Origin of the sequence: Aquimarina sediminis (assembly GCF_002895435.1) — a bacterium.
Taxonomy (GTDB): Bacteria; Bacteroidota; Bacteroidia; order Flavobacteriales; family Flavobacteriaceae; genus Aquimarina; species Aquimarina sediminis.
Map to the genome: position 1 here is coordinate 385,419 of NZ_POYJ01000002.1, position 22,718 is coordinate 408,136.

Sequence of the window (22,718 nt, forward strand, 5' to 3'; positions counted from 1 at the left end):
CAGTATCAATTTTATATTAACTGGTTTTAATTTCTTGAGAAATAAATTTTTGTAATATTCCTTTTATTTTAGATTCAAGCAATGAATATTCAGGAATTTCTTTCCCTGAATATAAGAACATAAAAGTGAATTGATGGGTAGTATCGGATACAAGATACTTATTTTTTCTATAACTTTCTCGTAATAATCTCTTAATAAGATTTCGATCTACAGCTTTTTTAAAATTACGTTTACTAACAGATACTCCTGCTTTTACAGTAATGTTTTCTTCAAAAATAGATTTTCTATAGACTAATCGAATAGGGTATTTTGAAATAGATTTACCTTCTGAAAAGAGTAAATCTATTTCTGTTTTACTTTTTAATCTTTCTTTTTTATTAAAAGTTGCCTTCATGGGCGTTAAATGTAGTAATTAGATCAGTAATAAGATTTATATATAAAAAAACCTTACAGATTTACTAAAAACCGTAAGGTTAATATTTAGTTCTATAAGGTTTATTCTTAGGTTTTATGGTGTTTATTCTGAAAAAGCATTATTACTAGGGTTGATATCTGCCATAGTTTTTGTAATATCAATTTCAATCGACTTTATCTCAGATTTTGGTTTAGAAATTTCTAACGAATAGGTAGGGTGGGTCCAGGGCCAATCCGGTAAGATCGTTCTTTTCATTGACGGAATTGGGTTCTCTTTTTCACCACGCATCTGTCTTAAAGGAACGTAAAATGATTCTATAGTACTATCATTATATTCTACATAAATATCAACAGGCATAGGCATTAATCCAATACGTTCTATAGTAATTTTTGTAGTGTTGTTATTATCTACTACTTCTTTTATACCATAATCAATTGTGTTTGTTGTTTGTGTCCAATCAGTTAAATACCAATCTAATTGTATTCCGGATACCTTTTCTGCTACTCTTTTAAAGTCATTTGGAGTGGGATGTTTAAATTTCCACTCATTAAAATATCTTTTAATTGTTTTCGCAAGATTGTCTTCGCCTATTACATATCCTAGTTGAGAAAGAAATACAGCCCCTTTTGAATACGCAGAAGCACCATAAGCTGCGTTATGCGAATAACGGTCGGCCTGAGTAGTTTGTGGCTGTTCTATACCAGAAATAGCCAGTTGATAATATCCATTATATAATCCTCTTAATGAATTTGGATTATTTTGTTTCATTACTTCATTCATGGCTAAAGTAGAGATATAGCTTGTAAACCCTTCATCCATCCATTCATGTTTAGATTCATTGGTTGCAAGAATATGTTGAAACCATGAATGAGCCATTTCATGAGCAGTTACTCCAACTAGGCTACCAAAACTTCTTTCTCCAGTAATCAAAGTACACATAGCATACTCCATACCACCGTCACCTCCTTGCAAAACAGAGTATTGTTCATATGGGTATTTTCCTATTTTTTCACTAAAATAATTTATTAGCTCTACAGTTTTAGGCTGCAAATCTTTCCAATTATCAATAATGTTTTTATTGTTTTTATATAAAAAGTGTAAAGTAGGTCCATTAGGAACTTTTACTACGTCATGCAAATAATCAGGATCTGCAGTCCAGGCAAAATCATGTACGTTTTTGGCAATAAAATGCCACGAAAGCTTTTTTCCTTTTCTCTTTACTGTAGTTCCAGGACTCTCATATCCATATCCTATTTCTTGTGGATTTTGTAGGGTTCCTGTACCACCAATGATGTAATTTTTATCAAGCGTTAGTGTTACGTCAAAATTTCCCCATACTCCATGAAATTCTCTGGCTATATAAGGATCTGCATGCCATCCTTCAAAATCATATTCAGCAATTTTGGGATACCATTGTGTCATTGATAACGCTATGCCTTCTTTATTGTTTCTACCAGAACGACGAATTTGTAGAGGTACCTGACCATTAAAATTCATAGAAAAAGTAACTTTTTCTCCAGGCAGAATAGGTTTACCTAATGTTACTTCTAAAACTGTCCCTTCAGTTTTATACATAATAGGTTTACCATTTTGAGTTAGTGATGAAACTTTTAAATACCCTATTTCTTCTGGAGTAAGTTTACTTACTCTATTTCCCACTCTAGGATCTGGATCAGGAAGGTTAAGTGAACGTACATCCATTTCGCTTCCCGGTTGAAACGCATTGAAATGTAGATGATAGAACACTTGATGTAATGTATCAGGAGAATTATTAGAATACACTAATTCTTGTGTTCCTTCATATTGAAAGTTTTCAACATTCATATCTACTTTCATAGTATAATCAACCTGTTGTTGCCAATATGATGTGTTGTTTTGCGCAACTACACAAAATATCCCAACAAAAAAAACGAAAACAAATTTTTTAATCATAACACTATAAATTATTTAGACAACTTATCAGCCATAATGAGGGCGTTATACAAATTTACCATTTTACCTGATTTTGATAAAGAAGAGAAGCTTCCCACATTTGTTTGTTCACCTCCAATCACTACAGAGGCTTTGGTATTTAATCCACTATCCATAAGTATTTTTTTCACTTGCGAAGCTTTCAATTTTGGATAGTAAGATCTAATTAATGCTGCTACACCAGCTACACCAGGTGCTGCCATTGATGTTCCTTGTAAAAACTCATATGAATTGTTAGGGGTTGTTGACCATATTTGAACTCCAGGCGCAAAGGCATCTACATTTGTTTTTCCATAATTAGAAAAATCTGCAACCAAACTAGATCCATATGTATAATTTAAAGCCCCAATAGTGATAAAGTTATCCGCTATTTCTGCACCATTATCTATTTGATCATTTGGATATACTGTTTTTTTATCAAGATCTGCTCCTTCATTTCCTGCTGCATTTACGATTAAGACATCTTTTGAAGCAGCATAAGAAATCGCCTCTCTTACCCATTCTGGGTGTGTGCTGTAATATTTTCCAAAACTCGTATTGATTACTTTGGCACCATTATCTACCGCATATCGTAGTGCTAAAGCAATATCTTTATCATATTCATCACCATTAGGAACAGCTCTAATTGCCATTATTTTTACATTATGAGCAACACCATTCATCCCTATTCCATTATTTCTTTCTGCAGCAATAATACCAGCTACATGGGTACCATGTTTTATACCATCTTTTTTAGGATCTGGCCCCATAACATTATTATTTCCATACTTTTTATCTGTGATATCATCTACATTATCACCAACAACTGTTCTACCATCAAACTCAAGATTTAAATTGTAATTTAATTGTTCAGCAAAATGATCTACACCTTCTTTAATGTTTTTTATAAAATCAGGAATGGTATCTCCTGGCTCCATAAACCCAAACATTTGGGCAAGAAAAGCAACATGCTGTTGCATCTCCTGGGTTTTTGCTTCTACATTTAAAAGTTCTGCACGAGAATAATTTTCTTTTCCGATGGCATCTACAATTGCTTTATGAGACATTTCTGATTGATGTAGAATCTGCTCATATTGCAGCTTTTGTGTTGAGTTTTCCTGATATTCTTTTTCATATTCAGCTTTAGCTTCAATATACTTTTGGTATTCATCTCTATCGGTATCTTCTACCGAAGCTAAAGTTTTACCTACATATTTTGGCTTTAATTTTTTAATGATTCTTACATATTCAAGATTTTCATCTTTAGAATCTCCTAAAAAATTCCAACCATGGATATCATCAACATACCCATTGTTATCATCATCTTTATTGTTTCCTTTAATCTCTTTTTGGTTAGTCCAAATAACGCCATCAAGATCCTCATGTTCTATATCAACACCGCTATCGATAACACCAACAATAACAGTTTGACCCTTTTTATTTTTTAGAAGCTCATTATAAGCTTTATTTACACTCATTCCCGGTATAGTGTCTGAAACTAAATCAAGCGAATTCCAGCCCTTTAATTGAGTTTCTGTTGGGTCTATATTTTTTAAAGGAATGGCGTCAATGTTTTCTATAGGAGTAGAGACGATTGTAGGAGCACCACAGCCAACCAATAATAAAGATGAAGCAATAGTGGCAAAAAATTTACTAGATGTGGGAGTCATTTTGTTTTTTGTTTTAATTGAATATTTCATGACATGTAAAAACGTCTTTAAGACGAACCCCTTTTGGGGTATGTTGTACGGTTATTATTTCATTATGAGCATCATGTTCGAGGAACAAGTACCATCCATTTGATGCAGCGTTTTCGAGAAACAGTTTTTTTTCGTCCAAAGTTAACAAAGGTCTGGTATCATAACCCATTACATATGGTAAAGGTATATGACCAGCAGTTGGCAATAAGTCAGCCATAAAAACAATGGTCTTATCTTTATACTCTATATGAGGAATCATTTGCTTTTCTGTATGACCATTAGCAAATAGTACGCCAAAACCTAATTCAGAGCTTTTTTGGAATGTGGTATCTGTTCTGGAAACAAAGCTCAATTGTCCACTTTCTTGAATAGGAATAATGTTTTCTTTCAAAAAAGAAGCTTTTTCTCTTTGGTTAGGAGCTACTGCCCATTGCCAGTGTTCTTTATTACTCCATATTTTAGCATTTTTGAATGCTAATTCATATCCGGTTCGTGTATTATTCCATTGTACCACTCCACCACAATGATCAAAGTGAAGATGAGTAATAAAGACATCAGTAATATCATCCCTATGAAACCCATTCTTTTTTAAAGAAAGATCTATACTATCATTACCCCAAAGAGAATAATAACTAAAGAACTTTTCAGACTGTTTATCGCCCATTCCAGAGTCTATAAGGATAAGTCTGTCTCCATCTTCAATAAGCAAACATCTTGATGCAATATCAATAAGGTTTTTCTCATCTGCTGGATTTGTTTTGTTCCATAAAACTTTAGGAACTACTCCAAACATGGCACCTCCATCAAGCTTAAAATTCCCGGCATTTATGGGATATAAATTCATCTGTTTATTTATATTAATTTTTTATTCGCGTAATGTAATTGCCAACAATTATTTTTGTTGATGTTAACAAATTGTAATGACATATTCCCATAAAGCATTAAAAATCTTTGCAAAATAGAAAAAATGGAAGGGATCAGGATTTAATTTTTGGACTTTTTAACAATATTTCGTCATATTGTATGCCAGAGATAACTTTTTCTAGTCGAGTTCCATAGTCCAAGAGTGCTTTGATCTCTTTAATACTTGCTAAACGTTCTTTTCGCATTAATGATAAAGATGTACCATTACATTCAATATGATAATATGGATTACTTTCAAAAAACAGAACCAATTCATTGGTAAAAAACAGACGAATTTTTTCGGGATTTTCACCTAAAAGAAAAAATCGTTTAGAAAAATCAGGGTGTCCATGAATTAGGATATCTTTAAAGCCTGCAAATTTATATACAAACTCCAGTAAACCTTCTTTATCTAGAGTAAATCTTGGTACTTCTTTTTTTAATTTTATGGTTAATATCGTTGCCCTTACCAGAGTGCGCGCAATAAACTCTCCTTCTGAAAACTCAACATCCGAAATTCTAAAAACAGATTGAGGATCATAAATAGAGTTGTTTATATAGTTAATTTTTTTAGTTTTAAAGAATACAAAGTCGTGCAGACTCGAAACAGAATGATTCTTTTTTGGGTCATAATGCCATGAAAAATCAGTTGCAATTTTTTGTAAATCTTCTTGTCTTTTGGTTAAATTAGATTTTGCTCCAATTTTAATTTTTTTAGAAAAAGGAATCAAACTTCGTACAGCCAAAGGATGTTCTGAAGAGGTACCGTGAATATCAAGTCCGGTAATTTCAAAAGAGCCTCCTTTTCGGTTAAAGGTATCCTGATATCCCAATAAGCTTTCTTGTACAGTATAATCTACAAAATCACAAAGAGAAAAATCTATAATTGCATCTTGATCCTCTGGAATAGTGTCTAGTCTTCTTTTTAATTTGGAGTAATTCATAAAGTTAGAAAAGTTTTTTACACTTATGTAGTAGGTTCCATTAATTCCTTCTTTGAACATTAATACATTAGGTTTAAAAAGATTTCTTGCAAAAAACACGACGCTTTTATTAAGTATAAAATGTATAACAACGGTGGTTAGTATACCTATTAAGATACCTGTAATAAGATTGGTTGTTATAGTGGCAATTATAGTAGCAAAGAAAATAACAAGCTGTTCTTTACCAATTTTAGCGACATCTTTTAAATTTCTGGGAGCGGCCAATTTGTAACCTGTGTACACTAAAATAGCAGCCAATGCGGTAAGAGGAATTCTTTTGAGCTGATCCTGAAATAAAACCACGAATAGCAATAAGAATATGGAGTGAAAAAAATTGGATGTTCTATTTGTTCCACCATTATTAACATTAACAGAACTACGTGCGATCACTGTAACTACATTAAGACCACCTACAAAACCACTAACAATTGATGCAATACCAAGAGCCGTGAGATCTTTATTAACATTAGATCTTCTTTTTAATGGGTCTAGTTTGTCAACAGCTTTGATACTTAATAATGATTCAATACTTGAAATTAGTGTTATAGCCAATACTACCCCTATAAATTTAAAATCGAGAACCATTGAAAAATCAGGAGTAGGAAAATTTGAAAAAACACTATCAGGTATTTTTACCAAAAGTTCTTTTCCAATAGGAAAAGGATCGTTAGAGAAAAACTCATAATAATAACTAAAACCAATAGGGATCAAAACGATCCACATAGGCGCAGGAACTAACTGAAAATACTTGTTTCTAATTTTACCATAAAAAAACATAATCATAAGGCTTACTACTCCAAGCAGTGCTGCAATTGTAATAGCGCGATGTTCTGGTCTAAAAAGTAACAGTATACTATTAGGGATATTAGCTAGTAAAGAAATTGTATCTCCTTTAATACTAATATTGGCAAGCATTACATGAAATTGTTTGGCAAAAATGCTTATTCCTATAGCAGCCAGCATTCCTTGAATTGCTGAAGAAGGGAAAAAATCACTGAGTATACCAAGTCTTAATTGACCAATAAGGATCATTAATGCTCCAGAACATATTATAGCGGCTAGTGTAAAAATATACCCTTGGTATAAATCTCCATTGGCAAGTGTTGTTATTGCTCCTAGTAAAACGACTACCAATCCATTTCCAGGACCTGTAATAGTTACATTAGAACCACCAAAAATGCTAGCAATAATTCCTCCAACAACTGCCGCAATTACACCAGATATAGGAGGAGCTTCAGAAGCTAATGCGAGACCTAGCCCTAGAGGCAAGGCAATTAACGAAACCACAAAACCCGAAAAGATATTTTTGGGTAATTGAGCCATAAAACCAGATGTGTTACTTTTTGTGTCTTTCATTTATCTCATTATTAAAACATCTGTTGGTAGCTCTGATAAAATATGTTCGAGATCATGCAAAAAAATACGATCCAGAAATGTAGTCCTGTTTGGAGCATTCATAATCAACAAATCTGCAGCCACCACTTTTGCATAGTGACCTATTGAGTACCCTCTTTTTCCAAAGATGGATTGCGTTTTGATTAAGATACCAGTTTTGAGATCTGTAGAGACATCATTTAAAATATGCTGTACTCTAAGATCTTCTTTTTTGGAAAGTTCTTCTTTTACAATAGTATTTTTGAGTAAAGATTGATCATCTTCTACCACTACCTTTACTTCTTGACTGGAGATTTCTTCGACAATAGTAAGTTTTTGGGCTCCTAGGTTTTGAGCCACTTCAAACGAATCCAAAATTGTTTGCCTTGTTTTTTTATCCTTAAGCCCGTTTACAACAATATGATTACAAGGCCTTAAATCCTCTGAAGGTTTTATAAGCAACAATACAGAGCAATGAGCATTTCTTGTGATTTTTCTAGCAATTGAGCCAATATAAAACTTAACAAAGTCTTCTCTTGGGATGGCACCAAGCATAATTAGATCGGCATTTTTTTCACGAGCGGTTTCAATAATTGTGGTTACAGGATCACCTTCTTTCCAGAGAACTTCAGTTTTTTCATCATCATCAGAAAAACCAGAAATCAATTCTTTAATTTCATCTTCCTTATTTTTTGTTTTCTCTCCTACATGAACAATAATCATTTTAGAATCAAAAAAATCAACCATTCGCATGGTCTCAAAAATATTATTTTTCAAGTTCGGAGAAAAAGCAACACCGATAAGTATGGTTTTAAATTTATGATTAGATAATTCGCTCAAAGCTGATTTTTTAACAAAATTTTTAGAGGGGTAGAATATAGACTTAATTTCTGAGACATGAAAATAGTTCTTATTTCTGCTATGTTTAAAAAAATTACGATATTTCTTTAATATATTTGATATAAAGGCAAATTATGTTAGAACTGGCAGGAATAGTTATACTAGGAATTTTAGCACAATGGGTAGCATGGAAATTTAAAATTCCGGCGATTTTACCATTGATTTTAATAGGTCTATTAGTGGGACCACTTGCAACTCTATTTACAAGTGATGGTACCAAATTAATAGAACCTATATGGAATGGCACCGAGGGCTTGTTTCCCGGAGAAAGCCTATTTTATTTTGTATCCTTGGCAATAAGCATTATTCTTTTTGAAGGAGGTCTTACTTTAAGAAAGAATGAGATTGATAATGTTGGTTCGGTTATTATTAAGCTAATTACTGTGGCTGTGGTAGTTACTTTCTTCGGGGCTGGATTGGCTGCTCATTTTATTTTTGATCTAAGTTGGCCAATCGCATTCTTATTTTCTTCCCTGATTATTGTAACCGGTCCAACAGTAATAACACCAATTTTAAGAAATATTCCTCTAAAAAAAGATGTGTCTGCAGTATTAAAATGGGAAGGTATTTTGATAGATCCAATCGGTGCCCTAGTTGCTGTTTTGGTATTCGAATTTATAAGAGCCGGAGGAGGAGAAGAATTTACCTTTACTGCTTTAATAGAGTTCGGAAAAATAGTGCTGTTTGGATTAACTTTTGGTTTTACCTTTGCACATGGTCTTGCCTTTTCTCTTAAAAGAAAGATTATACCTCACTATTTGCTTAATGTAGTTACCTTGGCAACAGTATTAGGGGTTTTTGTAATATCTGATATCTTCGCCCATGAATCAGGATTACTGTCTGTAGTGGTTATGGGTATGGTTTTAGGAAATATTAATCTACCTTACATAGATGAAATCCTGTACTTTAAGGAATCACTGAGCGTACTTTTGATATCTATCTTATTTATTCTGTTGTCTGCTAATATTAACATTGAAGATTTACAATTAATATATAATTGGCAAGCTGTTTCACTTTTTATTATTGTCGTTTTTATAGTAAGACCGATTGGTGTATTTCTTAGTTCTATACGATCTGGGCTTAAAACTAAAGAAAAGCTTTTTATAAGCTGGGTTGGTCCTCGGGGGATTGTAGCAGCAGGGATAGCATCTCTTTTTGGATTAAAATTAGACAAAGTGGGCGTAGTAGGAGCAGAGTATATTACACCATTGGTATTTATGATAGTATTAGGAACGGTATTACTTAATGCAACTACGGCGCGTCTTTTTGCCAAGTTGGTTGGGGTATTTCTAAAAAAATCTGAAGGAATCTTAATCATTGGTGCTTCCAAAGTTTCGAGGTTGATTGCGGTTTATCTCAAAAACAATAGTAGACATGTGGTATTAGTTGATAGCAACAGAAACAATATTAATAAAGCAAAAGATCTTGGGTTAGACGCTATAGAAGGTAATGTATATGGTGATCAGTTAAAAGATAATATAGAACTTAATGATATAGGATATCTCATGGCACTTACAGGAAATAGTGATATCAATAAATATGCAATAGATAAGTTTAAAAATCAATTTGGAGAACACGGGTCTTTCAGACTTATAACGACCGAAGAAATGAGAGATCCGGAAAATAACCCGCAAGAAGGGTTATTTTCTCATACTGATGATTATTATAAACTTATTGAATTAGCTGAAAAATATCCTGGAATTCAGGAAATAAAAATTAGAGATAAAAAACACTATAAAACAATTATAGACCTTACCAAAGAGGATAAAAACATAATTCCATTATTTATCAAAGACCCAGATAAAAATATAAGAATTGTATCTTCATATAGTGAAGAGGTTGAACAGGTCGAAAACGATAGCTTTTTGGCCTATATTGGTAAATCAATAGATATCGAAGAAGTAAAATAGACTTATAAATCATTTTTAAAACAATGGTCTAATTAGTATGTTATCAGATACTCTGATCGCCTCATTATAATACCGAATTACTTAATCCGCGGTATTTTTATTACTTTTGAACTCACTTAACCTATAAAAAAACCAATATGAAAAAACTTATGTATGTTGCTGCTTGCGTCCTTGCCCTTGGATTTGCAGCATGTGATAGTGATGATGATACTGTTGATTGTACTGAAGCAAAGACTGCATATGTAGATGCGGCGATAAACTATGCTGAGGATGGCTCTATAGAAAAATGTAATGCTTATAAAACTGCGATAGAAGTATTTTTAAATAATGGTTGTACCGAGGATGAAGCAGAAATAAAAACCTTAGAAGGAGAATTAAATCGATTAGGTGATTGTACAATTGCAACAAGAGTTTGCTTGAAATGTACCAATAATGGAATTATTCTCGAAGTTTGTAGAGGTGAAAATGGAAATGCTTTTATTGTCGAAAAAGAAGAAGATAGAGATACAGGTATAGCTTTTGATAAATATATAGAACTTTCTAATTGCGATGTGGGCAATTAAATTATAAAACAAAAAAATGACTTGTTTAGAGTCATTTTTTTTGTTGAACACTTAATAAAAAACGATAAAAAACATATTTTATCGTTAAAAAGCATATTATTAACATAATTATTTGTTAACGTTACTTACTTAGGTTATATTCGCAATCATAACCCCCTATTATAAAAACCCAAATTATGAAAAAACTTATGTACTTGGCTGTATTTTCTTTAGCCTTTGGATTTACTGCATGTGGTAGTGATGATGATGGTTCATCAAATTGTAGAGAATGTAGTTTATTAGGAGTTCCTATTTCTGTTTGTGATAATGGAGATGGAACTATAAAGGTTTCTGGTGGAGGAGAAACCCAAACCGTAACTCTAGAAGAAGGAACTACCTATGATCAATATGCAGATGCTCTTTGTTCGGGAACAATTCCTTTCGGACTTTAGTAAATAGCAAAAAAACATGAAGGTGATCATTTTTGATCACCTTTTTTCTTTAATAAGATGTATATACACAGGAAAATGATCGCTATACCCACCAGTATATGAACCATTGGCAAAACTACGAAAAGGATACCCTTTGTATTTACCTCTTGACGTAATCAAATATTCTGGATTAAAGATTCCTGCTTTATAATATCTATATGTCGTATAATCATTCTGTAATAGATTAGCAGAAACAATTATTTGATCAAACAGGCTCCATCGATCTCCCCAAGCCAAAGAACCTATCCCTTTTTTTGCCATGTTATACATAGGATTATAAAGCTCTTTAATATTTACATCTTTTTTATGATGCTTTGCACCCAATGTTTTTCTAACACTTTGGTTATTTGGGTTATCATTAAGGTCTCCCATAATAACAATTTTTGCATAGGGGTTTATAGCAAACAAAGAGTCGGTAATCTTTTTATTTAAGGCTGCTGCTTTTATTCTTTTATATTGACTTTTGGCTTCTCCACCTCTTCTTGATGGCCAATGATTTACGATAATATGAATTAGATCTCCATCCAGATAACCGCTTACCAATAGCTGATCTCTGGTATGTATACGTTTGTTGGCATTAGTATCATAAATTAATAGTTGATGAGCACTTGTGTTTTTGGGTTTAAACATAGATTTTTGATACAGCAAAGCTACATCTATTCCTCTACGATCAGGAGAGTTAAAATGTACAATACCATAGTTCTTTAATCTAAGGGTAGGAGTATTGATAAGGCCTTCTAAAACTTTTCGGTTTTCTATTTCGGCTAGACCAACGATAGCAGGAGTATTGTTTGTTAATTCCTTACCTATATCAGAAATTGCTTTACCCATGTTGCTTAATTTATGATTGTAGATCTCATAGGTCCAGTGATCTTTCCCATTAGGCGTTCTATCGTTATCAAAAGTTATGGGATCATCTTCGGGATGAAAAAGATTCTCGAGGTTATAAAAAGCAATCGTATGAATCTTATACTCACTTTTTTCCTGTCCAAAGAATAATATTGGCAGTAAAAAAAATAGGGTTATAGATATGTTTGTTGACGTCATAAATAAGTTTTTAATCACAAAGATTAGTTTTTTCAGTTTTAAAAAATGAAACTCAGATCTTATATACTTGCCTATTAATAAAATGTTTATCAGCATAATTTTAAAGGCTGTTATGCACAATACAGGTATATGAGATATTATTTTTTTAAAGCTAAATGCGGACTATTGATTTTGCTTTTCAATATTACTTTTCTACATGCTCAACATACAGAAGTAAGAGGAAAGATTGTAGATGCAATTACGGATGAAAACCTTGAAAATGTTATCATCCAAATTAAAAATACTTACACTACAACATATACTAATGCTCTTGGTGAGTTCAATTTTAGTAGTGATAGCCTTCCTGTAGGAGAACAGATACTTATAGTCTCAAAAGAAAGGTTTGTGACCAAACGATTTCCTATTGTTATTAACCAGAATAGTATTCTGGATCTTAAAAAAATAGATTTACATTATGACTTTGAGAGAGAACAACAAATAGGAACAATTAGTCTTTCTGATCAAGAACTTAACGAAACTAATTACGGGTCGATTAGTACCGCTCCTCTGCTTCAATCTACCCGGGATATATTTCTTACTGCGGCAGCCTTTGATTTTAGCACCACATTTTTTCGCCCCAGAGGTCTTGGCAATGAGAATGGAAAAGTTTTGATTAATGGAATTACAATGAATAAAATTTTTAATGGGCGACCTCAATGGAGCAATTGGGGAGGGTTAAATGATGTACAACGTAATCAGGAATTCTCTGAAGGAATCTCACCAAACGATTATGATTTTGGAGGTCTTTTGGGAACAACCAATATTAGTATGAGAGCTTCTCAATATCGAAAAGGAGGGAAGCTATCCTATGCTACCTCTAATCGTAGCTATCGCGGAAGAGTGATGGCTACCTATAACTCTGGAACCACAACAAAAGGGTGGGCTTTCTCTCTTTCTTTGTCAAGAAGATATGCAAATGAAGGATTTGTAGAAGGAACATTATATGATGCGAATTCGGTTTTTGTTTCTGTAGAAAAAAAACTTGGAAACAACCACAGTCTAAACCTAACAGGTTTTTATACTCCTAATCGAAGAGGAAGATCTACCGCAATTACCCAAGAAGTCTTTAATTTAAAAGGAAATAGATATAACCCTAATTGGGGATATCAGGATAAAAAATTAAGGAATTCAAGAGAAAGAAAAGTAAAAGAACCAATAGTAATGCTTAATCATTATTGGAAAATTACTAAAAACACTCTTTTAAATACAAATTTAGCATTTCAAACTGGTAGCGTAGGAAACAGTAGGATTGATAATGGAGGAAGCGACCTAATAATTGGATCTAATGGACAACAAACCTATATAGGTGGAGGGAGAAGTGCCGATACAAACCCTGTGCATCCAGACAACTTACCAAGCTCTTTTTTAGAAAACTCAAATCCAACACCTTTGGATTATCAAAACGCTTATTTGGCGCAGCAAAACTTACTTAATAATGGGCAGTTAGATTGGAATAAAATAATACAAACAAATCAACAAAACACACAACAAGGCAATAATGCAACCTATATCTTATATGAGGACAGAACCGATGATACTCAACTAAATGGTAATATGATATTACATAGTAAAATAAATAAGCATTTAGACATTAATGCAGTTATCAATTATAGAAACCTAAAAAGTCAGAACTTTGCCGAGGTAACTGATCTTTTGGGAGGAACCAGTTTTTTGGATGTTGATATATTTGCTTTATCTGCCAGAGAGTTAACATCTTATGAGCAGATAAACAGAGCGCAAAGTGATTTACGCAACCCAAATCGTAAAGTAAAAGCAGGAGACCGTTATGATTACAACTATGAAATCAACGCTACCACAATTGAAGGTTTCGCCCAAGGACAATTTAAGTATAATCGTATCAGTTTCTTTTTAGGAGGAAATTTTTCTCAGACTTCATATCAAAGAAATGGACTGTTTGAAAACGGATATTTTCCGGGAAGCGCATCTTTTGGGAAAAGTACCCCATTAGATTTTATAAACTATGGAATAAAAGGAGGGATAACTTTAAATATCAATAACCACAATTTTATAAAACTTCAGGGAGCGTATTTTAATAAAGCCCCTTCAATTCGTAATGCTTTTGTTAATGCCAGGCAAAACAATAAGACTATAACCCAATTATTAGGAGAAACTCAGGAAAATGAAAAAATCCAATCCGCTGATGCTAGTTATATTTTTCGCTCACCAAAGATTAAAGCCAAACTAACGGGCTATTATATCAAAATGTTGGATGCTACCAATATTTCGTTCTTTTTTACAGAGGCGATTTCTGGATCAGATATTGGCTTTGTTCAGGAAATTTTAACCGATATCGATAAACTACATATTGGAGGTGAACTTGGTATCGAATATCAAATTACTCCTACATTAAAACTTAAAGCCGCTGCAGCTGCTGGAGATTTTGTGTTTGATAATAATCCCGGACTAACCTTAACTAGTACCAGCGATGTATTTTCAGATTCTGAAGGAGTACGCAACTTTGGAAAATCTACATTAAAAGGATATCACATTGCTGGTGGTCCCCAAAGAGCTGCCCAAGTAGGTTTTGAATATCGAGACCCTGATTTTTGGTGGTTTGGTGCTACCACAAATTATTTTTCTAATGCATATATCAATATAAGCCCTTTTGCAAGAACCTCAAATTTTTATCAGGATGCAGACGGGTTGCCTTTTAATGATTATGATGAGAATGTTGCAAAGCATCTTTTGAAGCAAGAGCAGTTCAAAGATTATTTTCTGGTAAATGCTATCGGCGGAAAATCCTGGAAGATCAAAAAATACAATATTGGTTTTTTTATCTCTGTAAACAATATTTTTAATCAAGAATACAAAACAGGAGGGTTTGAACAAGCCAGAAATGCTAATTATCGGCTGGCATTAGAAGAATCAAAACGAGACACCCCTGTTTTTGGACCAAAATATTTCTTCGGATTAGGAACCTCCTATTATCTCAATGTTTATGTAAGATTTTAAATAGAAATCTTCATAACCCAATTGATTAGTGATTTTAAAAAAAGAGTACAACCAATAAAACAGTCTAAAATGAATTTAACTAATACAAAGAAAATTTTCTGGATTTTGATTGTAGCTACTACAATTACAGCTTGCTCACCAGAAGATGATTTTAAAATATCTCAAATTATAATTGATGAACCGCGTATTGAAGGCACAACAATTACAATTGATGCAATGCTAGGTATTCTTGGACAAGAGCAAGAACAAGAAGGAGAGAATGCCAAAGTTTTTTTTAAAAACACTAATAACTTTATTGAAGGATATGTAATATCTAGTGATAAAGCGAGTAATTTTTTCAAAGAATTAATACTTCAGGACAAGGAGATTAATCCATCGGCAGGGATACGAGTATTAATTGATGATAATCCCTTATTTACTACATATGAATTTGGTCGTAGAATATATATTAAATTAGATGGTTTATCTCTGGGGATAGAAAATGGAGTACCAACTTTAGGAATTTCAGTAGGAAATGATATTGGTGCAATACCTTCTTTTTTTATAGATAAGTCGGTCATACGGTCTACAGAAATTGCCACAATAACTCCGCTAGAAGTTACTTTTGAAGATTTTACGGATAAGTTGTTGAATATATATATCAAAGTAAATAATATTCAGTTTACCAAGAACCTTGTTCAAGAAAATAACACCTTTACTTTTGCAGCAGAAACTCATGATAAATTTGATGGAGAACGTATTGTAGAAAGTTGCATCACAGGTAGAAATACTATTCTGAGCACAAGTACATTTTCAAAGTTCAAAGGGCTTAAACTACCTAGTAGGCAAGGAAGTTTCGAAGGGATATTGACCAAAAACTATCTAGGAAATGCATATAACATAGTAGTTAATACCCCTAAAGGTTTAATCTTTGATAATGAAACCAGATGTGATCCCATAGTGTTAGAATGTTCTAAAGTCTCTAATGGATCGCAGTTACTATTCGAAGAAGATTTTACAAATATCAAAATCAAGGATCTAGAAAAATTTGGGTGGATTAATAGTAATGTAACAGGAGGTAAGCTATCCTATAAAACAGGAAGTTTTGGCGAAAATCAATATCTACAGATCACTGGCTACAGATCCAAAGAAAGTATGTATGAAGTATGGCTTGTTACTCCTGATATAGATCTTAATTCATCAACCCATGAAATTTTAAATTTTGATCTTCAGGCGGGATATGATAACGGAAATATACTTGAAGTTTTTATTACCAATAATTTTAGCGGAAACCCAACAACAACATCTTGGGAAAAACTTGATGTTTCTATTCCCAGAGGACCATTAAATGCTTTTGGAAACATTATACCCGCAGGACCAATAGGTATATCTTGCCTAGAAGGAGTCGTTCGTATTGGTTTTAGATACATAGGGGGAGATCCCAGAGCTACCACCAGATACCATATTGACAATATAAAAATTACGGGAGATTAATATTCTAGTTTATCAATCCTCTCAATACCTGTAAACCTACTCATGTTAATTGACTTTGCCGGGTTGAGTATGGTGTATTCAAAAAAATAAGATCAAGTTACAGATTTCTGTAAGGATTTCATTTTGAGGTGTTTTAGCTTTGTTATCGATCTATAACCAAAACAGAATGATAAACTTGATAAAGCGTATAAAACTTTAACATTTTACTACCACCCGATTCCGAAAAACGAAACTGGCTTCATTTATTATTGCATCTAGAAACCATAATTATTTTAAAACCTAATAAAATCCAACTTATGTACACAAAACAATATCACCACGCATAGCATATCAAAATCAAAAATATACAGGAGTATATGATATGGCTACTATTCTAGACACTGCATCCATGTTTTATACCTCTTAAAGAAAAGTCCTTAAAAGAACTTTTCTACGGGCTTACCTATGGCATTCACCAAAGAATCGCCTTGGGGACACCCTACACAAATCAGCAATATAACTCATTAATTAACAATTTAAATTTATACAAAATGAATAGATCAAACTTGTTGGGGCTACTCTTGTTTGCCCTATGTTTTGTGCATATCAGTCATGCACAACTAACCTGCGAACAGAAAGCAGAAGAAATCTTACAATTTAAAAATGATTTCAAAGATTATCCCCCTCAGCTTATCGACCAACTGATTGAATATATTACTCCCTGTGCCGAAGAAGCATATGGTAAAACCAATCCGTCATCTGCCTATGCCAAGGGCTTGCTACATCTTCAGAAAGGAGATTACGCTTTTCTTTTTGGACAAAGGCGGGAACTGGCATATTTACATATATTCAGAGCAGCATATTATAAGTATCCAGATGCTATGCTCACTCATAGTATTAACCTGCTCACAGATGGATATCAAGAAAACTATCATATTAACTATACACAAATTGCCGGTAATATGGAAAGTTTGGTAACGCTCAACCACAAAACCGATATCGCACATTATATATTAGGATATCTTAATCTAAAAAATCTGGTGACCAATGAAGATTTTACCAATACGACCTTAATCAATAAAGCCAAGACCCATTTTGAGAGTAGTACCCATCCTATGGCAAAACACTGGCTGGCTATTATGCATTATTTTGGGTATGGCATGCCTGTAAACAAAGCAAAGGCATTACAGATGCTATCAGAGAATACTATCCTTAATAGCAAAACATTAAAACAGCAGCTACAAGGGCAAAATAATGACTGGATACCGATCTCGGCAGAGGAACGCCTGGCGAGTCTTGAAGGATATAATACCAACTATACACAAATGACCCTTATAGGGAGTGGCAAGACCACTTTTCATGGACATTATATAGAGTATGACTGGGCTGCCAAAGGAGTAAAACGCTATATCCCGGTTACCTTATCTATAGCCATACGGCAGGATCATGGAGATTATAAAGATGTACGTCTGGAATTTACCATGAATGGAGAGACAAGGATTAAAGACAATAGACTTTATACCCCTCTCAGAGAATATTACATAAATTTTGGTCAGTTCCTTCCGCTTAGGATCCCATTATTGCAGAACTTATTACAAGATCATCCAACTAAAAACACCCTTACTTATAGTATTCAAAGGCTTAATTTTAAAGAAGCTACTATAGATGGTAAGCAAGCACTGATTGTAAAACCTACTAGAAGTACTGAAATTGTAGAATTTAATGAAAAGGTACATACTCCGATCAGGATGGTTTTATACCCTGAGACAGCAGCAAGAACAACTACTATTGCAGCTACCGCTCCAGAAACCACAACATCAAAACCATTGGGTAAAGATTTTGCGGTGATCTCACCCAACCCCATAGGTAATCAGTTTAATATTACCTATACCCTGGATCAGCCGGCTGAAGTGCAGGTGGTGGTATATGATTTTTTTGGTCAGCAAAGGATAAGTGTACCCACTCAAAAATATACTGCCGGAGGTTCACAAACGATTACTGTTGATAGTGCGGAGTTACCAAGTGGTACCTATGTGATACAAATGACCATCAATGGAATGTCATACTCCAAAACAGTTGTTAAACAATAAAACCAATCCATAAAACAGATACAAATGAAACGAGCCATTATAAGAGTTTTTTGATACACAAAAGAATGATTATTAGGCGAGTTCCATATGACATCTAAAACAATATTATAAACACATGAAAATAGTATATAAATTACTGATAATGGGTATGGTATACCTGTTATCCAACACCACATATGCACAGATCCAGCAATACTCAGACGATGGTACAGAAAGCTGTATTGATTGTGAGGAAAAAGGCACTGAGACAGAAAGATGCTTTTGTTTAGGAATTATACAACTAGGTCTTTTTAATCAGTATATGCCCATTGATAATACACAACAGACTTGGCTACAGAATCAAGAGAATATTCTAAAAGAAGTAATGAAAGGAAGACCTACAAGTAGTAGTTTTAGTCAAGTGCAAAAAGAATACTTCGAAAAAACTTTGATTGACAATGCAGAAGAGTATTATCGCCTTGTAGATAAGCATTTCAGAAATTTACAAGGGTATGATGAAAAAAAATTAGAAAGCTCAACACTAAATTTTAAGGTACTGGAAATACGAAAAAACGAAGGAATTAGCAATGCTTCAACTTATGGGGATCTTAAGTTTGAAGATAGGTACTTAAAGGATATTCCAAACAGTCAAATAGAAGCATACATTTTTGTTCTAAAACAAATACGAAAAGAACAAAGAGATGCTTTAAAAAAGTATGATATAAACAGACAACAATTACAGCATGCTAGAACTAATAATCAATTTACAGGATATTTGGTTAACGAATATATTAAGCACTACAATAGTCTGGATTATGAAGATGCCATTCGGTTTATGACTGCATACATTACCTCTGTTAATATAGATAATACGAGTAAATTACCCGTTCCATTTGGTAACAACCCAAACATTTATGAGGTCATCAACAGGAATCATACAGAAGGATTGGCAGGTATTATAGCATTTAATCCTTATCAGAACAATCCGATAACTTTTCCAGAGTTGCCAGAAGATCAAGCTTTATTTAACTATGCTTTAGATAATCATATTAAAGTGCCAACAGAATGGTTTGATGGAAGGAATGAGGTAAAAAATGATCTCAAAAAACACCTGGAAATGGTTAGATATTATGGTCAAGCCATGAATATCCACAGTGATATTTTAAGGCAGTGGAGAAACGGTTCTAGTTATGGCTCTGCTGATATTAACTTAACAGCCGATAATAATACTATTGTATTTCAGGATGAAACCCGCCAAAATATGGCAATGAATGTAGTGTTTCCTGATAATACCTGGACAGGTATAAGCCTGAGAGGATATAACAATTTCCTCAATAGTTTATTTAGTAATAGAATCCCTCGTCCAGAATTTGAGGGTGAATTTATTAAGGATGCTTTTGAAGATAACCAAATAACAATACCTCTTTTATCGTATGATGAGATTGCGGCAATTTTTGATGTAGGACGTTTTAACTATCCTATTATTGGTCCCCCACAGATGCCTATAGTTTTTGAAGGTACTCTGGGACAAACTTTATGGAGTGCAGGCTTACGACTCCCTTCAATGTTTGAGTTACCCTATGTTATAGAAGGTTTTCAAACACTGGCACGAGGGGAAACTTTTGACTTTGCTTTTAGGAAGAAGGTATATGAGTTAACAATAAATTTAAATTTATCTAGCTCACTAGAGTCCTACCTAATTTATAATTTAGACAAAACAGAACTTGTTTATAAGTATTATTCTTCAGTAGTCAATAATGGAAGTTTGTCAATTGAAGAAATAAAATATATAACTAATGCTATTAGTGTTTTAAGAGAATTTCCTGATGTAAATCCTTTTTTAAGTGCTGATTGTAGAAGTTTTGAATATGCTCAACCACCAGGAGCTTCACAGAAAGCATGCGCAGTACAAAATTTTAATCACAGATTTTATACGGCGGGAATAAGACCAAATGGTAGTCCTTATGGTGGTTTTGTAGAAGTAAATTCAAATGGAGTTATATACTTTACTATGCCTAGTTGGATGACAAACGGTCGAGCAGCTAACCTTACAGCTAAAGCAGTATCAGCAGCCATTAAAGCAACAGATGTATACTTTTTTGACAATCCAGATGCAGTAGAAACCGATATACAATCTTTTTTTAATAATGAGTTAGTTATACAATTAAAAACATATGGTGGAAGAGTTACGTATACGCCTCCATTCAATATACCTAGCCCTGCACCTTACATAACAAATCTTTTAGGGGTCGGAGACCCATTTGATTGTGAATAATAAAAAGATTAGTTAATTTTAAACTTATTCTATACTAAATCCGAAGTTTGATGAAATATTTTAATTATTTAATACTAATTTCATTTTTTAATCAGAATAACTATTCGGTAAATAACATGAAATTTGAACAACTTTTAGGGAAACCTCTTTCTGTTTTTGAAAAAACAATAGGAAATGATTTTGAAAATAGACTTCATGGAAAGAGTTTTTATTATATCCCGAATGAACATATTGAAAAAAATTTTTTCAATATGACTTATAATATAATAACTATACTAAAAAATGAAAAAGAAGTTGTTCAATCAATTTCAATACATTTTCCCAAAACTATAAATCGTAAATTTTACGATTTATTTGTTGAAGAGTACGGAAAACCTAATAATATTCAAGTAATCAAAGGACAGGAATTTGTAAGTGAAAGTCATTTAAAAGATAAAAATGGCAAAATTCTTCAAACTGCAAGAAAGGGCAACTTCGATTTAGTTGAAGGAACCTTTGATGAAAAACCTCTGTTTATTATATGGAAAAAGGAAAACTTCTATGTTCAAGCTTTTTTACGGCATGAACAAAATATTAGTGAAATAACATTTAGTTTGGAAGGTCCTTCTTCTTTGAACGTTAAACCAAACTAGTATTTATTAAAGTAGTGATACTAAGCCTTAAAAGTTGACCATGGAAATATGAAAAGAGGATATCTACGCCTTAGATATCCTCTTCTTTCTTTTAAGTCATATAAAACTTATTAAGATGCTTACAAATTAACTGTGTATTTACTAGATGAAAATTATCCCTTTTATATTATAATGTCTCTTTTTATGACAAATGACGTTCCTTTAGACTTACTCGGAGAAGATATAAGAGGTATAACCTCAACAGGTAATATTACTATAGATAAAACCGGAGGCAATGCTCCTACTAAAAAAGGAAGATGTTAACCATATAAATTAAATCTTATTATGCATATAAATAAAAAATTAAAGCTGGCAATACCTTTGTTTTTGGTCTATTCATTGTTCACTTATTGTCAAAACATAGAAATCAAAAAACAAGATTTTGTAATGTCATTCTTTGAAGATGTTTTTATCAATAATAAATCCTTAGAAGTAATATCTAGTCAATATAGATATAAAGGTTCTGAGATTAAATCAGATGAAGAAGCAAATGATATGTTTAAACAATATATCATATATCTAAGAACAGAAAAGAAACATTTGTCTGACAAAAAAGCTCCTTTCAAAATAGAACCATATAATAATAGTTCAATTGAAGATTTATGGTTATTTGAAAGTAAACAACGAGAAAATATTTTTGTTATTAGTGTAAATGGTAAAGTTGAGTCTTATCTTTTATTAAAAGATGAGAAAATATTTTCGCTTTTGTATTTTCGAAAAGGAAGAGATAGTATAGCACATTTTATACCTTATTATATCAAACAAGAATAGTTTTTTCGTTTTAGAAAAACTTTCAGTTTAAAACAATCATATCTTAATTTTCAACGGCTATACTCTGATACATTTTTTAAGTAAATAGTATATCGGAGTATAGTCTGGATTATGAAGATACTATTTCATAGAAAATAGATGGTTCCTATCAAGAAAATAAATAAAGATTATTTATTGGTTTATGACTTTGCAGAAAAAAAGCGTTGCAAAACTTCATGAGATTAAAGAGGTATAAAACCCTGATGTATACACT

The 22,718-nt window shown here is 32.8% G+C and carries 16 protein-coding genes; 9 read left to right on the forward strand and 7 right to left on the reverse strand.

Going from position 1 to position 22,718, the window contains the following annotated elements:
- Positions 1–16: 16 nt before the first annotated feature.
- The 6 genes from rnpA to C1X07_RS06090 all read right to left on the reverse strand — a co-directional run bounded on the left by rnpA (position 17) and on the right by C1X07_RS06090 (position 8,165).
- The gene (gene rnpA, locus C1X07_RS06065; protein WP_103069094.1) at positions 17–394 is read right to left on the reverse strand and encodes a ribonuclease P protein component; all 378 of its coding nucleotides are present in this window, start codon (positions 392–394) and stop codon (positions 17–19) included.
- 123 nt (positions 395–517) lie between these two features.
- On the reverse strand, positions 518–2,347 hold the full coding sequence (locus tag C1X07_RS06070) for a M1 family metallopeptidase (protein ID WP_103069095.1): 1,830 nt from the start codon (positions 2,345–2,347) through the stop codon (positions 518–520).
- Between the two features lie 11 nt (positions 2,348–2,358).
- Positions 2,359–4,035: a S8 family peptidase gene (locus C1X07_RS06075; protein ID WP_103069603.1), complete on the reverse strand. Its 1,677-nt coding sequence runs from the start codon at positions 4,033–4,035 to the stop codon at positions 2,359–2,361.
- A gap of 13 nt (positions 4,036–4,048) precedes the next feature.
- Complete coding sequence (locus C1X07_RS06080; protein ID WP_103069096.1) at positions 4,049–4,909, reverse strand: MBL fold metallo-hydrolase; 861 nt, start codon at positions 4,907–4,909, stop codon at positions 4,049–4,051.
- Between the two features lie 133 nt (positions 4,910–5,042).
- Positions 5,043–7,307: a SulP family inorganic anion transporter gene (locus tag C1X07_RS06085; protein WP_103069097.1), complete on the reverse strand. Its 2,265-nt coding sequence runs from the start codon at positions 7,305–7,307 to the stop codon at positions 5,043–5,045.
- On the reverse strand, positions 7,308–8,165 hold the full coding sequence (locus C1X07_RS06090) for a universal stress protein (RefSeq protein WP_241507202.1): 858 nt from the start codon (positions 8,163–8,165) through the stop codon (positions 7,308–7,310).
- 134 nt (positions 8,166–8,299) lie between these two features.
- On the opposite strand from C1X07_RS06090, the gene C1X07_RS06095 reads away from it, so the two are divergent.
- The 3 genes from C1X07_RS06095 to C1X07_RS06105 all read left to right on the forward strand — a co-directional run bounded on the left by C1X07_RS06095 (position 8,300) and on the right by C1X07_RS06105 (position 11,129).
- Positions 8,300–10,135 (forward strand): cation:proton antiporter, encoded by a 1,836-nt coding sequence (locus C1X07_RS06095; RefSeq protein ID WP_103069098.1) that lies wholly within the window; start codon positions 8,300–8,302, stop codon positions 10,133–10,135.
- A 137-nt stretch (positions 10,136–10,272) separates the two neighbouring features.
- Complete coding sequence (locus tag C1X07_RS06100; protein WP_103069099.1) at positions 10,273–10,698, forward strand: hypothetical protein; 426 nt, start codon at positions 10,273–10,275, stop codon at positions 10,696–10,698.
- A 176-nt stretch (positions 10,699–10,874) separates the two neighbouring features.
- Entirely contained in the window at positions 10,875–11,129 is a 255-nt protein-coding gene (locus tag C1X07_RS06105; protein WP_103069100.1) for a hypothetical protein, read from the forward strand.
- Positions 11,130–11,165: 36 nt separating this feature from the next.
- On the opposite strand, the gene C1X07_RS06110 is transcribed toward C1X07_RS06105, so the two are convergent.
- The gene (locus C1X07_RS06110; protein WP_103069101.1) at positions 11,166–12,215 is read right to left on the reverse strand and encodes an endonuclease/exonuclease/phosphatase family protein; all 1,050 of its coding nucleotides are present in this window, start codon (positions 12,213–12,215) and stop codon (positions 11,166–11,168) included.
- Between the two features lie 129 nt (positions 12,216–12,344).
- Between C1X07_RS06110 and C1X07_RS06115 the strand changes: the two genes are divergently transcribed.
- The 6 genes from C1X07_RS06115 to C1X07_RS06140 all read left to right on the forward strand — a co-directional run bounded on the left by C1X07_RS06115 (position 12,345) and on the right by C1X07_RS06140 (position 22,465).
- Positions 12,345–15,227, forward strand: coding sequence for a carboxypeptidase-like regulatory domain-containing protein (locus C1X07_RS06115; protein ID WP_128755205.1), 2,883 nt, complete (start codon positions 12,345–12,347; stop codon positions 15,225–15,227).
- A 69-nt stretch (positions 15,228–15,296) separates the two neighbouring features.
- Positions 15,297–16,700 carry a DUF5689 domain-containing protein gene (locus C1X07_RS06120; RefSeq protein ID WP_103069102.1) on the forward strand — a complete coding sequence of 468 codons (1,404 nt, stop codon included), beginning with the start codon at positions 15,297–15,299 and terminating at the stop codon, positions 16,698–16,700.
- Between the two features lie 530 nt (positions 16,701–17,230).
- The gene (locus C1X07_RS06125; RefSeq protein ID WP_103069103.1) at positions 17,231–18,769 is read left to right on the forward strand and encodes a T9SS type A sorting domain-containing protein; all 1,539 of its coding nucleotides are present in this window, start codon (positions 17,231–17,233) and stop codon (positions 18,767–18,769) included.
- A gap of 115 nt (positions 18,770–18,884) precedes the next feature.
- Positions 18,885–21,023 carry a hypothetical protein gene (locus C1X07_RS06130; protein WP_128755206.1) on the forward strand — a complete coding sequence of 713 codons (2,139 nt, stop codon included), beginning with the start codon at positions 18,885–18,887 and terminating at the stop codon, positions 21,021–21,023.
- 116 nt (positions 21,024–21,139) lie between these two features.
- The gene (locus tag C1X07_RS06135; protein WP_103069105.1) at positions 21,140–21,655 is read left to right on the forward strand and encodes a hypothetical protein; all 516 of its coding nucleotides are present in this window, start codon (positions 21,140–21,142) and stop codon (positions 21,653–21,655) included.
- A gap of 324 nt (positions 21,656–21,979) precedes the next feature.
- Positions 21,980–22,465: a hypothetical protein gene (locus C1X07_RS06140; RefSeq protein WP_103069106.1), complete on the forward strand. Its 486-nt coding sequence runs from the start codon at positions 21,980–21,982 to the stop codon at positions 22,463–22,465.
- The last annotated feature ends 253 nt before the right edge of the window (positions 22,466–22,718 follow it).

What these genes read in the sequence shown, in the direction of transcription:
- rnpA (WP_103069094.1), bottom strand. Translation starts at nt 394, where the DNA reads ATGAAGGCAACTTTTAATAAAAAAGAAAGATTAAAAAGTAAAACAGAA.
- C1X07_RS06120 (WP_103069102.1), top strand. Translation starts at nt 15,297, where the DNA reads ATGAATTTAACTAATACAAAGAAAATTTTCTGGATTTTGATTGTAGCT.
- C1X07_RS06075 (WP_103069603.1), bottom strand. Translation starts at nt 4,035, where the DNA reads ATGACTCCCACATCTAGTAAATTTTTTGCCACTATTGCTTCATCTTTA.
- C1X07_RS06085 (WP_103069097.1), bottom strand. Translation starts at nt 7,307, where the DNA reads ATGAAAGACACAAAAAGTAACACATCTGGTTTTATGGCTCAATTACCC.
- C1X07_RS06105 (WP_103069100.1), top strand. Translation starts at nt 10,875, where the DNA reads ATGAAAAAACTTATGTACTTGGCTGTATTTTCTTTAGCCTTTGGATTT.
- C1X07_RS06115 (WP_128755205.1), top strand. Translation starts at nt 12,345, where the DNA reads ATGAGATATTATTTTTTTAAAGCTAAATGCGGACTATTGATTTTGCTT.
- C1X07_RS06100 (WP_103069099.1), top strand. Translation starts at nt 10,273, where the DNA reads ATGAAAAAACTTATGTATGTTGCTGCTTGCGTCCTTGCCCTTGGATTT.
- C1X07_RS06135 (WP_103069105.1), top strand. Translation starts at nt 21,140, where the DNA reads ATGAAATTTGAACAACTTTTAGGGAAACCTCTTTCTGTTTTTGAAAAA.
- C1X07_RS06130 (WP_128755206.1), top strand. Translation starts at nt 18,885, where the DNA reads ATGAAAATAGTATATAAATTACTGATAATGGGTATGGTATACCTGTTA.
- C1X07_RS06140 (WP_103069106.1), top strand. Translation starts at nt 21,980, where the DNA reads ATGCATATAAATAAAAAATTAAAGCTGGCAATACCTTTGTTTTTGGTC.
- C1X07_RS06080 (WP_103069096.1), bottom strand. Translation starts at nt 4,909, where the DNA reads ATGAATTTATATCCCATAAATGCCGGGAATTTTAAGCTTGATGGAGGT.
- C1X07_RS06110 (WP_103069101.1), bottom strand. Translation starts at nt 12,215, where the DNA reads ATGACGTCAACAAACATATCTATAACCCTATTTTTTTTACTGCCAATA.
- C1X07_RS06070 (WP_103069095.1), bottom strand. Translation starts at nt 2,347, where the DNA reads ATGATTAAAAAATTTGTTTTCGTTTTTTTTGTTGGGATATTTTGTGTA.
- C1X07_RS06125 (WP_103069103.1), top strand. Translation starts at nt 17,231, where the DNA reads ATGAATAGATCAAACTTGTTGGGGCTACTCTTGTTTGCCCTATGTTTT.
- C1X07_RS06095 (WP_103069098.1), top strand. Translation starts at nt 8,300, where the DNA reads ATGTTAGAACTGGCAGGAATAGTTATACTAGGAATTTTAGCACAATGG.